Here is a 13590-nt window from a genome sequence, read left to right as displayed (position 1 = left end):
CGGAACCGGTGGCTACCATGAACGCTCAGCGCGCGTATTTCGTTCGCACGGCACGGGCTGCAATGTACGCGGCTTCGCTCGCAACGCTTGCCGCCTGCGGAGGAAACGCATGCATTGGCCTCGATGGCTGCGGCGGCACAAGCGTGACGCCGAATGTCACCATCTCCGGCACGGCCGCGACCGGCACAGCGATCGCCAGCGCAACGGTCAACCTCAGTTGCGCTCAGGGCTCGGGGTCCACCCTGTCCGATGGCGGTGGACACTACGCAATCACGTTCAATGCCACGCCTGCCTGCATCCTCAGCGTAAGCTCCGGCAGCGTGAGTCTGCATTCGGTGGCGTTTGCCGGGGGCACCTTCAATACGACGCCGGAGACCGAGTTGATGCTCGTCTACCTCGCTTCACAACTCGGCACGAGCGAGAGTGGTTTGATCGCGGGATTCCCGACCAACTCACAGTACCAGCAGGTACTGGGTAACGCGTCCGACGTGCAGGCTGCACAATCCGCAGTCGTCACAAATCTGCAGCAGCGCTATGCTGTCACGCTGACGGTACGGGCATTTCTCACGACATCCTTTACGGTTGGCCAGGCAGGTGTCGATAGCGATCTAGTCACGCTGGCGGCAGCAGGCGCGATAGACGCGAATGGCATGCCAGATCCGGCCGCCATCTCGCTGCTGTCGGCGGCGGGCGCCGCGCATCCGCTCACCGCGACGTCCACCCCCTCTTCCGGCACCGGCGGTACTGGCAGCGGCAGCGCAACGATGTGATGTGGACCTGGCGATGTCTGAACGGCGCCGGACCGCTGCGCCCAAAGGGGGTTGGAACCGCGTGCGAATGCCCACCGTTGCCGCGACCTGATTCCCCGTTGACGATGCGCCGCTGACCCGACACGTGCTGCTACATCGCCTCGGCGTAGACGCTACGGCAGCGCGGGAAATCAAGCAACTGATCGAACAACAACACGACAACTGTCGTGTCGTGCGGGGCTTCGCCAATGGAACGCTTCTGCTGCGCTCATTTCTGCGGCATCTGCTTCTTGAGACACCGATGCGGACGCGATAACGTCGTCCTTTCTCTGTCCGCCGTATCACGGCATTTCCGCACTCACCATGTACCGCTATAACGAATTCGACAAGGCCTTCGTGGCGAGCCGCGCGGCGCAGTTCCGCGATCAGATCGAGCGTTGGCAGCAAGGCAGCCTGAGCGAGGATGCGTTTCGCCCGCTGCGTCTGCAAAACGGCTGGTATGTGCAGCGGCACGCACCCATGCTGCGCGTAGCTGTCCCGTACGGCGAACTGTCGAGCGCACAGCTTCGCGTGCTCGCTCGCGTGGCCCGCGAGTACGACGAACCTGAGGCCGAGGTATACCGCAGCGCGCTCGATGCGCAACGCAAGCTCGGTACGAGGCGGTTGCCCACGCATCACGCCCACTTCACGACACGCACCAACGTTCAATTCAACTGGATACCGCTTTCGAAAGCGGCGGACGTGATGGACCTGCTTGCGACGGTCGACATGCACGGCATCCAGACGAGCGGCAACTGCATCCGCAATATCTCTTGCGACGAGCGTGCGGGTGTCGCTCCCGACGAGATCGCGGACCCGCGCCCGTTCGCCGAAATCATGCGGCAGTGGACCACGCTGCATCCTGAGTTCGCCTTCCTGCCGCGCAAGTTCAAGATTGCGGTCACCGGCGCGACGGAAGACCGTGCGGCGACGGGCTGGCATGACGTCGGCCTGCGCCTCGTGCGCGACGAACAGGGTGAACTGGGCTTTCGTGTGACCGTGGGCGGAGGCATGGGTCGAACGCCGATGATCGGCACGCTGATGCGTGAGTTCCTGCCGTGGCGGCACATCATGAACTACATCGAGGCCGTGGTACGTGTGTACAACCAGTACGGCCGCCGCGACAACAAGTACAAGGCGCGCATCAAGATCCTCGTGAAGGCCGAGGGCCAGCGCTTCGTGGACGAAGTCGAGGAAGAGTTCCGGCAGATCGTCGACATCGACGGCGGTCCGCACACGATCGAGCAGGCCGAGTTCGAGCGGGTACGCCGTTGCTTTATCGAACCGCCGAAGCTCGATACGGCACGTGTCGTCGATACGCATGCCCCCGCCATGCTCGAGGCTGCAGCCACGAGCACGCCACAGCTGCAGCGCTGGCTCGAGCGCAACGTCGCGCCGCACAGGGACCCGTCGCTGCGCATCGTCACGCTCTCGTTCAAGCGCGTGCTGCAGGCGCCCGGCGATGCGTCAGCCGACCAGCTCGAACGCGTGGCGGATCTCGTCGATCGCTTCTCCGCGGGCGAAGCGCGCGTCACGCACACGCAGAACGTCGTTTTACCGTGGGTTCACGCCGACGATCTGCTCGCCCTGTGGCAAGCGGCGAACGCGGCCGGCCTCGCGAGCGCGAACGTGCACCTGCTCACCGACATGATCGCCTGCCCCGGCGGCGATTTTTGCGCACTCGCCAACGCGCGGTCGCTGCCGGTCGCGCAGAGCATCATGGAACGTTACCAGGACCTCGACGAACTGAACGACATCGGCGAGATCGACCTGCATATCAGCGGCTGCATCAACTCGTGCGGCCACCACCATAGCGGGCACATCGGCATACTCGGCGTCGACAAGGACGGCGCGGAGTGGTACCAGGTGACGCTCGGCGGCTCGGACGGGTCGGCACGCAGCGGCGATGCGCGTCCTGGCAAGGTGATCGGCCCGTCTTTCTCCGCGCAGGAAGTGCCAGAGGTCATCGAAGCCTTGATCGGTGCTTACGTCGCGCTGCGCGAACCGCGCGGCGAATGCAACGAGACATTCATCGAGACGGTGCGCCGCGTGGGGCTCGAACCGTTCAAGGCGGCCGCCGATGGGGTTCGAGCCACGACGGAGGGCACGGCATGAAAACCGCCTCACGCATACGTCTTCTGGACGCTGAGGCTCATGCCGGCGATGTTTCGGCATCCACCTTGATCCTCCCGAACGATGCCGATCCGCTTGCCTACGCCATCGAAATTGCAGCTGCGTCGCGCCTGGAACTTCAATTCCCGTCGTTCACCGATGGGCGCGCCTATAGCCAGGCCTACCTGATCCGGCGACGGCTCGGCTTCGAAGGCGACCTGCGCGCGACGGGCGAAGTGCTCGTCGATCAGTTGCTCCAGATGGAGCGCATGGGGTTTTCGAGCGCCGTGTTGAGCGCTGACGTGTCCATGGCGGATGCCCTTCGCCAGCTCGAACGCTTCCCCGCGTTCTATCAGGGTGATGCCCTGCGCGAGGCGCCGTGGCGCGGGAACGCGTTTGACTGACCGCCTAACCTATTACTGCATTCGTGCGCGTGGCCGTTCTAACCGGTCACCGCTTTCGTTGCGTCACTGGTCCGTCCCGGCCGGTTGTGACGCCCGGGTCAGGGCAGCGAATACCGGCTGATTCATGACGCTCTGACGCTCCAGCATTCTTGCGTACCAGGCTTGAAGCGCATCACACTCCACAGGCACCGGTAGCTTCACAAGTTTGGCAAAGACCAAACCGCCGATGACGGTGATGTCGGCTATCGAGAAAGCCTCGCCGGCGACATAGGGTTGGCTTTTCAGAACGGCATCAAAGTAGCGCATACCCCTCAACGCCTTATCGCGTTGACGGAACCCCCACTCCGGGTTTTGATACGTCTCGACGTCGGGGCCCAGTCCCGGCGTGCCGTGATGGAAATAGACGCTGACGGCGTCGAGCAGCTCCAGCTCGGCGCGCTTGCTCATCATGTGGATCACGCCCTTTTCGCGCGGTGTGCTGCCGGTGAGCGTAGGCGCGCCGTCGAGCGCGTCGAGGTATTCGGTAATGGCGGTGCACTCGGCGATACAGGTTCCGTCATCGAGTTCGAGCACCGGCAGCGTCCCCGAATAGTTCTTGGCGGCGATGAAGCCGGGCTTTTTGTGCTCCCCCTTGTAAAGGTCGACCATCACGAACTCGACGCATGATTGCAGCCGCTTTTCAGCCAGCGCGATGCGGACGCGTGTGGGATACGGCCCTGTCGGGAAGTCGTAAATCTTCATCACTGGCACCTGGGTTGCTTCGAAATTGACGGTACTGGAAGTCATTGCCGGTTCGCTCCATAGTCGGTTGCATTGGATTGGGCCTTGTAAAGACACGTCACTCACGCCCCTACCTAACGTTCGTTAGGTTAACAATAGAAGGTACAATGAGCGGTGTCAACACCCATTTCCTGTTTGCGGAGGCTGAAGCAGTGAGAAATGACGCGAGCTCAAACTCGAGGGAGAGAATCCTGGCGGCCGCCACGAGGCTCGCGCAGGCGCACGGCTATGGCGGTTTGAACTATCGTGATCTTGCGGACGAGGTTGGTATCAAGGCCGCGAGCATCTACCACCACTTCGAAAGCAAGGCTGATCTCGGCGCCGCGGTAGCGAGGCGTTACTGGGAGGATTCAGCGGCGGCTCTCGATGACATGCTGGCCAGATCGCAGGATCCGCTGCACTGCCTGCGTCACTATCCAGACACATTCCGCAAGGCGCTTGAGACCGGCAATCGCATATGCCTTTGCAGCTTCATGGCCGCCGAAACTGACGACTTGCCGGATGTCGTGATGAATGAAGTCCTGACCTTTGCCGACGTGAACGTCGCGTGGCTGAGCAAGGTTCTGTCCGCAGCGGCGGTGGTCGGTTCCCGGGAGAGCAAACAGCGCGCTCGCGCTATCTTTGCTGCCATCGCCGGCGCTCAGCTCATTGCGAAGAGCCGTTCTGATATCTCTCTCTATGACGCACTCATCGAAAGCTATCGAAAAGCTGGACTTTTGCCCGCATGAGGCGCAGGGCCTGCCGGAAAAACCGGTACGAGAGACGACCACTTGAGCCGTCCACGATGGCTTGCGCATGAACGGTGGAGCGTCAGCTGCGCGCTCGACAGCGGACCGACGCTGCTACGCCGGCCCGAGCCCGTGTCGGAGGGTATGCACGCGTCTCTAGAATATCGTGCGAAGTCCGACTGCCACGCCCACCTGATTGGTGCGGCCAATGGTGTTGGTCGGAATGCCCTCGCCGTTGACCCCGCCCGGGTAGTCGGCGGAGAAGGCGCCTGTGCCGCGCGCGAAGTCCGTGATCCCATAGACTTCCGTGCGCTTCGTGAACGAATATTCGGCGAGAACGGTAGCCGATTGGTTTATCCCCCTGCCGAGGGTGCCGTCGAGCAGTTCTGCGTTGCGCGTCTGCCCGTAGTAGTAGGCGAACGTGAACAGCAGCGCAGGCATGGCGTGCCAGTTCGCACCGATGTACCAGGTGTCGTCGATACGGTTGGGGCTGCCACTACCCTTCAGTGTCGGCGCGCCAGATTGCTGCATATAGCTATCAGTCAAACCAGTCCGGTCTTGCCCCCGCAGCCAGCCGGCCAGCAGGCGGATGTCGTGGGTGATCTGAAACGCGCCGCTGATGTGCAGGAAGTTGGTCTTGGCGCCATTGATCGAGCTGCCGACACTGGTGCCAACCGAAGAGCCAGTCGCAGATGTCGGAACGGAGACCTGCTGGAAGCCTGCGTTGAGCATGGCTGGGCCGTACGTGTAAGTCAGTTCCACGGCATAGGTGGCGCCGAGACCGAGCGCGCCCGGCTGGTTGCCAAAGCCGTAAAGGGCATTGATATCCAGGCCATCGAAGCTGCCCTTGTACTTGACCGAGTTGTTGACTTCCAGATAAGGGCCGATGCCGTTATACATCCAGCTGTTTTGCCAATAGTTGCCAACGGTCAGTGGGTCGAAGATATCGCCCAAGGTGTCGTAGGCCGGCGCATATTGCCTGCCAAAGGTCAGTGAGCCCCACGTTTTGTTGGACAGACCCACGAAAGCTTGCCGACTGAACAGTGTGCCGGGCACGTGTAGCTGCCCATTGAACGCTTCGAAGCCGTTCTCGAGGCGGAAGATTGCGGACCAGCTGTCGCCCAGATCCTCACTGCCCCTCAAGCCCCAGCGGCTGTGTGTTTCCGGGCCGGACGTCATCGCAACCTGATCATTGCCACCCGGGCCAGCATTCGTCTGATACCGAATGGCTTCATCGACGATGCCGTACAGCGTGACCGAGCTTTGTGCGAATGCCGACGACGCCGCTGCAGCGAACAGCGCGCCAGTGGCACTAAAAATAAGTATTTTTTTCATTGGCAATCCACAGTAATTGATGGGTAACTGGGAAAGTCTTTTCGCGCTCGAACCAAAAGGCCGTGAACGGGAGCGTAGCGTGTCATTTCATTGCCGCACAGCTATTCGTTACAGAGTGTTGTTTATCTGCTGTGCCGGGATAGGTAGGTGCAAATCGTCTGATAACTCTATGTTCGGGAAAACGACCTGGCTGTCGGGTCTTGATGCGCCGCGCCGCTTTGAGCACGTGGCAAGCTATTCATCGCTGCGGCAGTGGAGCTTTAGTATCAGGAATGAATTAAGCGAAACAATACTTTCTTCTGTTGCGCGGTTCACAGGATTTGGCTTTCTGCGAGAGTTCGCCGCAGGATCGAGTCCAGCCTCACACGACCGCTCGCGTACTCGATGGGACCACCCGGCCGGCTTCTGCGCGTCCGACTTGCTACACTGCGGTGGTACTTGCGCCTGGCGCATTTCACCGCGTAAAAGACACGTCAATCGCCGTTGCCCGTCTGAAATGTCTGAAATGTCTGAAGCAGGTCGAGGCTCTCGCAGGCGCCTCCGGGACGGACCCGGTGCCGCACTCCCGAGATTGGCCCGGAGGTTCATCATGTTCACGACATTTTCCCGCCTGTCGAGAACCGTCCTGGTTGTGGCTGTGTGTACTGCATCGACAGCAGCCTTTGCCAGGCACGCGAGGCAGCCAGAGGTGCCCCCCGAATCGATTTCCTCCCTGTTACTGAGCGACGACGAACGCATTGAGTACTGCGCAGAGATGCACCGTGCGTCGACGCTCGAAGAACGTCGGGTGGTCGTGGAGCGCATGCGCAATACGCTCATTCCCCGCGCAAAAGCACAAGATCTCCCCCTCCCGCGCTGGTTGCTGGAAGGACGTCCGATGAACGGGTTCGGCGGCCCCAATGGCGTCATACCCGGACTGGATTGCGAATCGGGTATCAGCAGACCCCACGCACATGCCGTCGCGCCTGCGCGGCAGGCACCCGACCACAAGACGCCCCCCACTGAGGCGCCGCCCAGCAAGACGCCAGTTCAGGAGATCCCAGCCAGCGACATACCGGTCGGACACGACCGCGGTATCGCCTATGTCACGGGCGGCGTGGGCGAGGATGAAGCCACTACGCTTCGCAGGCTCGCGCCCGGCTATAGCATGCGGGCAACATTCACCGCCGCATCGGGCGAGTATCTCTCGGGTGTCGCCGTGCAGATATTCGGGGCCAACGGGAAGGTCGTCTTTGCCGGCACATCGGCCGGCCCCTACCTGTTCGCGCGGCTGCCCCCTGGCCACTACCGCGTCGTTGCCACATTCGACGGCGTGGAGCGGACTCGCGCGCTCTATGTTCCCACCCGCGGCAGCGTCCGATTCACACTGACATGGTCGACGTCGCGCGCGGCTTCGTCCAGCTGAGTTCTCCGGACGTGCCGCCTGCCGCGAAGGCGCGGATGACCACTGATCCTGGACAGCAGCCAGCAGCCGCTCGTGGGGCGGCCATATCAGGGGGAACGGCGAAGCCGCACCCTCGCGCAAACGAAAGGGCGGCCCGCCAAAGGCCAGGGTTACTGACCCACTTCCTTGATGGTCAATGCGTTCTTGACCGAGGTCACGCCGGCAACGCCCTGTGCGACTTGAGCGGCCTTGTCGACCTGCGAGGAATCCGGAACGGTGCCTTCCAACGTCACCACGCCATCGCGAGCGCGAATCACAATATTTTCCGGCTTGATGTCCTTCGCGTGATCCAGTGCGGCACGCACTTTCTTTTCCAATGCGTGGTTGGCCTGCTTCGACGTTTGCGAAGTGGCAGGCGCCGTGCCTGTATCGTTCCCCTGCGCCCATGCGCTGACCGAAGCGGCGACGATCAGTGCGCCACCAGCCAGCTTGATTGCCTGAATACCCTTCATTCTCTTTCTCCTTTTTCAGAGTTACGACGAATCCGAACAGTGGTCTCACAGAGACACTAACGGAACGCAGGAAAACTAATGCAGCTGCGCCGACAGGTTTGTCAGGAAGCTCAAGGCCACCGCATGAATTGTACGAGGATGCTCAATTCTTCGCCGCGCCGGCGGCCGGCACGGCCCGCACGTTTTGCGCGGTAGCGCGGACAGAGGTCGGCCATAAAGAGACAACTGCGTCGCGAACACGAATGTCGTTGTGCGAAACCAGTCCGTCACACTCATGTCGGTGGCAGTCCCAAAGCTGCGGATACGGGCGTCATTTGGGTGGTGGGGATCTCTGCTGAATCATGCAAAATAGTCGGCATCCAGGATGCGGAGGCCGGTTGTGGGCGTGAACTTTGACTTGAATGACTTGCAGGCGTTTCGGGCGGTGGTGGAGCTGGGAAGCTTCCGAAAGGCCGCCGAGGCGGTGAGCATATCCCAGCCAGCGTTGAGCCGTCGGATCGACAAGCTCGAGGAAGCGCTCGGCGTGCGTCTCATCGAGCGCACCACGCGCAGCGTCACGCTCACCACCGTCGGCCGCGTGTTCGCCCAAAGCGCAGAACAACTGCTCGATGATCTTGACGTCGCGCTGCTCGGCATTCGCGATGTTTCATCGAGCCACTTGGGTCATGTGACTATCGCATGCGTGCCTTTGGTGGCGTATTACTTTCTGCCGAGCGTCATCGCGAGCTATCATCGCCGCTTTCCACGCATCCGGGTCAAGCTCCTCGATTCGAGCGCTAACGAGGTGCTTGGCGCCGTCATCAGCGGCGAGGCTGATTTCGGCGTGAGCTTCATGGGCAGTCAAGAGTCCGAGATCGAGTTCAAAGTCCTGCTGCAGGAGCGGTTCGTTGCTGCCTGCCGCCGCGACCATCCGCTCGCACGCAAGAAGCGCGTGACCTGGGACGAGCTCTACGAACACGACTACGTCTCGGTCGACAAGACTTCCGGTAACCGCCTGTTGCTCGACCAGGCGCTCACTGCCGTGGCGCCGCGAGCACCGAGCGTTTGCGAGACCCGGCACGTGACGACCATGCTCGGATTGATCGAGGCGGGGCTCGGCGTCGCCGCCGTGCCCTCAATGGCCATGCCCGGACATGACCATCCAATCCTCACGAGCGTGCCGCTCGTCGAACCGGTGGTAAAACGACGCGTGGGAATCGTAAGACGGCGCGGACGGCCGCTCACACCGGCTGCACAGGAGTTTCACCGGACGATCATCGAGACGAAGCGTGCCGGCGTCGCACGCAGTGATGCCGTGGGCAACAGCGCGACGACGGCGAAGACGAGAAGGAAGACCGCATCGTGAGGCTGGCTGAGACAAGCCTTCCCATGGTCTGCCTCAATGCGCGGAGACGGAATCGAGCCCGGTCGATCTCACTTCGGCTTGCACATCGGGCGATGCGAGATAGTCGAGGAGCGCCTTCGCTTCCTTCGGATGCTGCGCGCCCACGGGGATGCCGCCGGCGAAACGCGTGACGGACTGCAGAGACTCGGGAATCTTGCCAACGAACGTTGCCCCCTGGACGGGCAGCAATTCGCTCACCTGCTGGAAGCCGACTTCGTAGTCACCGTTCGCCACCACCGACGCCACCGGAATGCGCGGAATCATCTTCGCTTTCGACCTGACCTGATCCTCGATACCGAGCTTCCTGAACAACTCTCGCTCGATATAGACGCCGCTCGCGCTGTCCGAGTAGGCAATCGACTTCGCGTGCAGCAAGGTCTGCCTGAGGCCTTCCGTCGAGCCGATGTCGGGCTTTGCCGCACCTTCACGCACGACCATGCCGATGCGCGAATCGGCCAGCTCGACCCGCGATCCGGGAATGACCTTGCCTTGCTTGATCAGGTCGTCGAGTGCGTAGCCGACCATGATGACGACGTCCGCAGGCTCGCCACGCTCGAGCCGGTTGGGGATCGCTTCGGGCGATTTGCCCATCGACGGGCCGAGCGCGGTGTCGAGCGTGTTGCCCGTCTGGGAAGCGAACCTCGGGCCGAGCACCTTGTACGCAGCGGTGAAGCCCCCCGAGCTCATGACGTGCAGGTCGGCGGCCTGCACGTTCGCCGCAGCGGCCGAGGTTGCGACGAGCGCTGCCGCGCAAAGTTTCAGAAGCAGGTTTCTCATGGTCGTGGTCGTGCTGGGTTGCGATGCGAGCGGGGGAAACGCATCAGTGCGCCGGCGTCAGTGTCACTGCGCGGCGGCGATAGAGCGCGAACGTCGCCAAAAGGGCGCACGCTGCGGCCAGGCTCATCCAGTAGCCGGGTGCGGCCTTGTCGCCGGTCATATGAATGAGCGCCGTCGAGATCGCCGGCGTGAAGCCTCCGAACACGGCCGTAGCGAGACTGTAGGCGAGCGAGAAGCCAGCAACGCGTACCTGCACCGGCATCACTTCCGTGAGCGCGACGACCATCGCGCCATTATAGATTCCGTACATGAAAGAGAGCCAAAGGAGGACGAGCAGCATGTTGACGAAGCTCGGCGCGTGAGCGAGCAGCGACAGGGCCGGGTATGCGGTCGCGATAGCGAGCACCGTCATGCCGACGAGGAGCGGCCGGCGGCCGATCTTGTCGGAGAGTGCCCCGCCGATCGGCAGCCACACGAAATTCGACACGCCGACACAGAGCGTCACGAGCAGACTGTCGGCGGTGCTCAGGTGCAGGACCGTCTTGCCGAAGGTCGGCGCGTAGACGGTGATGAGATAGAAGCTCGTGGTGGTCATCGCCACCAGCATCATGCCGGCGACGACGACGGCCCAGTTCTGGACCAGCGTGCCGAATACTTCTTTCATGCTCGGGCGATGCTGGCGCGCCTTGAACTCCTGCGTTTCCTCCAGATTGCGACGCAGCATGAAGATAAACGGCACGATCATGCAGCCGACGAAGAACGGTACGCGCCAGCCCCACGCGGCGATGGCCGGTGCGCTCAGCCACTGGTTGAGCGCAAAGCCGAGGCCCGCAGCGACGACGATCGCGACCTGCTGGCTCGCCGACTGCCAGCTCGTGAAGAAGCCCTTGCGGCCGGGCGTGGCCATCTCGGCGAGATACACCGACACGCCACCCAGTTCGGCGCCCGCCGAGAAGCCCTGTAGCAGCCGCCCGAGCAGCACGAGCGCGGGCGCGAGAAGTCCGATCGTCGCATAGCCCGGTACGAACGCGATCAGGATGGTGCCGCTCGCCATGATGGAAAGCGTAGCGATGAGGCCCTTGCGGCGGCCGACGTCGTCGATGTAGGCGCCAAGCACGATGGCGCCCAGCGGCCGCATCAGGAAGCCGGCACCGAAGACCGCGAACGTCATCATCAACGAGGCGAACTCGCTCCTGGCGGGAAAGAAAACGTTGGCGATCTGCGTGGCGTAGAAGCCGAACAGGAAGAAGTCGAACTGCTCGAGGAAATTCCCGCCTGTTACGCGGAAAACCGCGGCGGCCTTTGAATGTCTGGTCGAAAGGTTAGACGAGGGGTCCATCGAGGTGTCTCCTGAATTCTGGAACATACGCGGCGTTCCGGTCGATTGTGGCTTTCGCCATATTCGCCCGGAGCCGGCAAAACGATAAGTGCAATTTTCTGAACGATTGATGTTCTGTGGTTATCAATCGATGTCGAAGCCGCCGCGACCTTTCGTGCCGCGGCCTCGACTCAACTGGGAGTGGTCAGGGATCCGACGACCAGTTACGCGGCGGAGAGGGAGTGTCGCCGCCACCCGGTTACCCGCGAGAGAGCAAATTGACTTCGGTTGAGATCCTTACCCCATGTGAAGCCCACCATTCAGCGAGAAGTCTGCTCCAGTCGAAAAGGCCGCTTCATCGCTGGCGAGCCACGAGACAATTGAAGCGATCTCATTGGCTTCTCCGAGGCGCCCGACTGGAATGCTCTGGACGATGGCATCAAGCACTTCGGGACGAACGGCCCGAACCATATCCGTCCCGATGTACCCGGGGGATACCGTATTCACCGTGATGCCCTTTGTCGCGACTTCCTGGGCAAGCGCCATCGTAAAGCCATGAATGCCTGCCTTTGCGGTCGAGTAGTTGGTCTGGCCGAACTGTCCTTTTTGTCCATTCACGGAGGAGATGTTGATGATGCGCCCCCATCCCCTTCCGACCATCCCGTCGATGACCTGCTTGGTCACATTGAAAAGACTGGTCAGATTCGTGGCAATGACTTCGTTCCAGTTCTCACGTGACATCTTGCGAAACACGCCGTCTCGCGTAATGCCCGCGTTGTTCACCAGCACATCGATCTCGCCGATCTCCTTCTTTACCTTGGCGAAGGCGACCTCAGTTGATTCCCAGTCCGCGACGTTGCCCTCCGAGGCGGTGAAGGAAAAACCGAGTGCAGCCTGCTCGGTCAGCCACCGCTCGCGACGCAATGAATTTGGCCCACAGCCGGCGACTACGGTAAATCCGTCGTTATGGAGCCGCTGGCATATTGCGGTTCCGATTCCGCCCATGCCCCCTGTTACATAAGCAATTCGCTGTGCCATTGTTGCCGCCTCCCATACGCTACGTTGGTAGATCGAAACGCTTTCAGGTACAGCTACGATGAGTCGCGTTTTACACGCACTCGAAAATCGCGTTAGAACTGTTGGACAACTCGCGAAAACCCGAAACTCATTGCTTTACATGCTGATACGGGCGCTTTGCATAACCATCCGCTCTTGCGCGAACGCGAGCGAAGCGAAGGCTTAAGGCGTTGCCCCTGGCGACGGGCCATGCTTTACAAACCCCCGGATTACCTCGGCTGCTCTCAGGTTTCCGCGCTCCTCCAGCTTCCTGGCGAGTGCGCGCGTGAATATTTTCAACTCCTCAGGTCCGTGCGCGGCCTCGAACTGAAGAAGGGTTTCCCTGATGGCTGCCTGCATGCTTTCTTCATGCATCATGCTTGCGATGTGGGAAGCACTTCGCGCCAGTTCCATATCATGCTCGATCAACCACTGCCTATCCGCCCTGTAGCGACCTGTCGTCATATCCGCACCTTTCGCACTAGTTGTTCGAGACGCGTTCTACTCGAATGTCGACGGGAAGCCAGAGCTGTTCACGCCTATTGGTTCACTCAAAATTGCTCCGACCGCAGCGAATCGAATTCGTCGCGGCAAAGATCGCTGAATCGGTTGAGAATGTCGATCGAGCCATCGGCGAGCATTTCGCGCAGTTCGAGGAAAGTTTTCTCCGGGGCATCATAGGTGTCCACAATCTTTCGCCCGATCTGATCGGCTTCAATGGAAACCTCGGTGGAGGATTGGACACGCATGCGACTTATCTTCGCGAACAGACTGACGAGTGCGGTAACGTCCGGCTCTTTGTGCTGTAGCGCGTGGACATAGCATTGCGATGCCTGCTCGATGAATTCTCTATAGAGGTCCTGTCGGCGGATGCGGTCGTGCGCGAGCCACTCTGCCCTTGCCTGCGTTCGTTGAGTAACAAGAGATGTCAGGCCGCCAATCGCTGCACCGAACAATGCCGCTGTAGCTGATAAGAGTGTTGCATTCATCGTATTCAATTGGCGACGGGCCG

General features: G+C 61.3%; 14 protein-coding genes. 6 read left to right on the top strand and 8 right to left on the bottom strand.

The genetic code is table 11. The features are described from left to right. Window positions 1–17 precede the first annotated feature (17 nt). From AB4Y43_RS11935 to AB4Y43_RS11925, 3 genes are all read left to right on the top strand, one after another. Window positions 18–770 carry a hypothetical protein gene (locus AB4Y43_RS11935; protein WP_368727874.1) on the top strand — a complete coding sequence of 251 codons (753 nt, stop codon included), beginning with the start codon at window positions 18–20 and terminating at the stop codon, window positions 768–770. Between the two features lie 342 nt (window positions 771–1112). Further along, window positions 1113–2903 (top strand): nitrite/sulfite reductase, encoded by a 1791-nt coding sequence (locus AB4Y43_RS11930; protein WP_368727873.1) that lies wholly within the window; start codon window positions 1113–1115, stop codon window positions 2901–2903. Next, window positions 2900–3304 carry a DUF934 domain-containing protein gene (locus AB4Y43_RS11925; protein ID WP_368727872.1) on the top strand — a complete coding sequence of 135 codons (405 nt, stop codon included), beginning with the start codon at window positions 2900–2902 and terminating at the stop codon, window positions 3302–3304. The genes AB4Y43_RS11930 and AB4Y43_RS11925 overlap by 4 nt, the downstream gene beginning before the upstream one ends. Window positions 3305–3367: 63 nt before the next feature. Here AB4Y43_RS11925 and AB4Y43_RS11920 read toward each other — a convergent pair whose 3' ends face one another. Beyond that, a complete protein-coding gene (locus tag AB4Y43_RS11920; RefSeq protein ID WP_368727871.1) occupies window positions 3368–4090 on the bottom strand; it encodes a glutathione S-transferase in 723 nt (240 codons plus the stop codon). Between the two features lie 146 nt (window positions 4091–4236). Between AB4Y43_RS11920 and AB4Y43_RS11915 the strand changes: the two genes are divergently transcribed. Continuing rightward, a complete protein-coding gene (locus tag AB4Y43_RS11915) occupies window positions 4237–4812 on the top strand; it encodes a TetR/AcrR family transcriptional regulator (RefSeq protein ID WP_176732930.1) in 576 nt (191 codons plus the stop codon). Window positions 4813–4968: 156 nt separating this feature from the next. Here AB4Y43_RS11915 and AB4Y43_RS11910 read toward each other — a convergent pair whose 3' ends face one another. Continuing rightward, window positions 4969–6147, bottom strand: a complete 1179-nt coding sequence (locus AB4Y43_RS11910; protein ID WP_368618426.1) for a porin — start codon at window positions 6145–6147, stop codon at window positions 4969–4971. A 589-nt stretch (window positions 6148–6736) separates the two neighbouring features. Between AB4Y43_RS11910 and AB4Y43_RS11905 the strand changes: the two genes are divergently transcribed. Further along, on the top strand, window positions 6737–7552 hold the full coding sequence (locus tag AB4Y43_RS11905) for a hypothetical protein (protein ID WP_368727870.1): 816 nt from the start codon (window positions 6737–6739) through the stop codon (window positions 7550–7552). Between the two features lie 149 nt (window positions 7553–7701). Here AB4Y43_RS11905 and AB4Y43_RS11900 read toward each other — a convergent pair whose 3' ends face one another. Then, a complete protein-coding gene (locus tag AB4Y43_RS11900) occupies window positions 7702–8043 on the bottom strand; it encodes a BON domain-containing protein (protein WP_069266319.1) in 342 nt (113 codons plus the stop codon). Window positions 8044–8422: 379 nt separating this feature from the next. Here AB4Y43_RS11900 and AB4Y43_RS11895 point away from each other — a divergent pair, with 379 nt between their 5' ends. After that, window positions 8423–9388 (top strand): LysR family transcriptional regulator, encoded by a 966-nt coding sequence (locus AB4Y43_RS11895; RefSeq protein ID WP_368727869.1) that lies wholly within the window; start codon window positions 8423–8425, stop codon window positions 9386–9388. Between the two features lie 33 nt (window positions 9389–9421). Here AB4Y43_RS11895 and AB4Y43_RS11890 read toward each other — a convergent pair whose 3' ends face one another. From AB4Y43_RS11890 to AB4Y43_RS11870, 5 genes are all read right to left on the bottom strand, one after another. Next, the gene (locus tag AB4Y43_RS11890) at window positions 9422–10204 is read right to left on the bottom strand and encodes a substrate-binding domain-containing protein (protein ID WP_368603022.1); all 783 of its coding nucleotides are present in this window, start codon (window positions 10202–10204) and stop codon (window positions 9422–9424) included. 43 nt (window positions 10205–10247) lie between these two features. Continuing rightward, on the bottom strand, window positions 10248–11543 hold the full coding sequence (locus AB4Y43_RS11885; RefSeq protein WP_069266316.1) for an MFS transporter: 1296 nt from the start codon (window positions 11541–11543) through the stop codon (window positions 10248–10250). A gap of 276 nt (window positions 11544–11819) precedes the next feature. Further along, window positions 11820–12560, bottom strand: coding sequence for a 3-ketoacyl-ACP reductase (locus tag AB4Y43_RS11880; RefSeq protein ID WP_368727868.1), 741 nt, complete (start codon window positions 12558–12560; stop codon window positions 11820–11822). A gap of 201 nt (window positions 12561–12761) precedes the next feature. Beyond that, window positions 12762–13007 carry a hypothetical protein gene (locus tag AB4Y43_RS11875; protein ID WP_368727867.1) on the bottom strand — a complete coding sequence of 82 codons (246 nt, stop codon included), beginning with the start codon at window positions 13005–13007 and terminating at the stop codon, window positions 12762–12764. Between the two features lie 122 nt (window positions 13008–13129). Continuing rightward, window positions 13130–13567: a hypothetical protein gene (locus AB4Y43_RS11870; RefSeq protein ID WP_069266313.1), complete on the bottom strand. Its 438-nt coding sequence runs from the start codon at window positions 13565–13567 to the stop codon at window positions 13130–13132. Window positions 13568–13590 lie beyond the last annotated feature (23 nt).

The sequence above is a fragment of the Paraburkholderia sp. BR10872 genome, assembly GCF_040965835.1.
Taxonomy (GTDB): Bacteria; Pseudomonadota; Gammaproteobacteria; order Burkholderiales; family Burkholderiaceae; genus Paraburkholderia; species Paraburkholderia nodosa_A.
Note: the sequence above shows the minus strand (reverse complement) of the source record. Positions and strands in the feature narration are given on the sequence as shown.

Bases quoted from the DNA above. Each gene is read 5' to 3' on its own strand.
- AB4Y43_RS11935 (WP_368727874.1), top strand. From the start codon at position 18: ATGAACGCTCAGCGCGCGTATTTCGTTCGCACGGCACGGGCTGCAATG.
- AB4Y43_RS11930 (WP_368727873.1), top strand. From the start codon at position 1,113: ATGTACCGCTATAACGAATTCGACAAGGCCTTCGTGGCGAGCCGCGCG.
- AB4Y43_RS11925 (WP_368727872.1), top strand. From the start codon at position 2,900: ATGAAAACCGCCTCACGCATACGTCTTCTGGACGCTGAGGCTCATGCC.
- AB4Y43_RS11920 (WP_368727871.1), bottom strand. From the start codon at position 4,090: ATGACTTCCAGTACCGTCAATTTCGAAGCAACCCAGGTGCCAGTGATG.
- AB4Y43_RS11910 (WP_368618426.1), bottom strand. From the start codon at position 6,147: ATGAAAAAAATACTTATTTTTAGTGCCACTGGCGCGCTGTTCGCTGCA.
- AB4Y43_RS11905 (WP_368727870.1), top strand. From the start codon at position 6,737: ATGTTCACGACATTTTCCCGCCTGTCGAGAACCGTCCTGGTTGTGGCT.
- AB4Y43_RS11900 (WP_069266319.1), bottom strand. From the start codon at position 8,043: ATGAAGGGTATTCAGGCAATCAAGCTGGCTGGTGGCGCACTGATCGTC.
- AB4Y43_RS11890 (WP_368603022.1), bottom strand. From the start codon at position 10,204: ATGAGAAACCTGCTTCTGAAACTTTGCGCGGCAGCGCTCGTCGCAACC.
- AB4Y43_RS11885 (WP_069266316.1), bottom strand. From the start codon at position 11,543: ATGGACCCCTCGTCTAACCTTTCGACCAGACATTCAAAGGCCGCCGCG.
- AB4Y43_RS11880 (WP_368727868.1), bottom strand. From the start codon at position 12,560: ATGGCACAGCGAATTGCTTATGTAACAGGGGGCATGGGCGGAATCGGA.
- AB4Y43_RS11870 (WP_069266313.1), bottom strand. From the start codon at position 13,567: ATGAATGCAACACTCTTATCAGCTACAGCGGCATTGTTCGGTGCAGCG.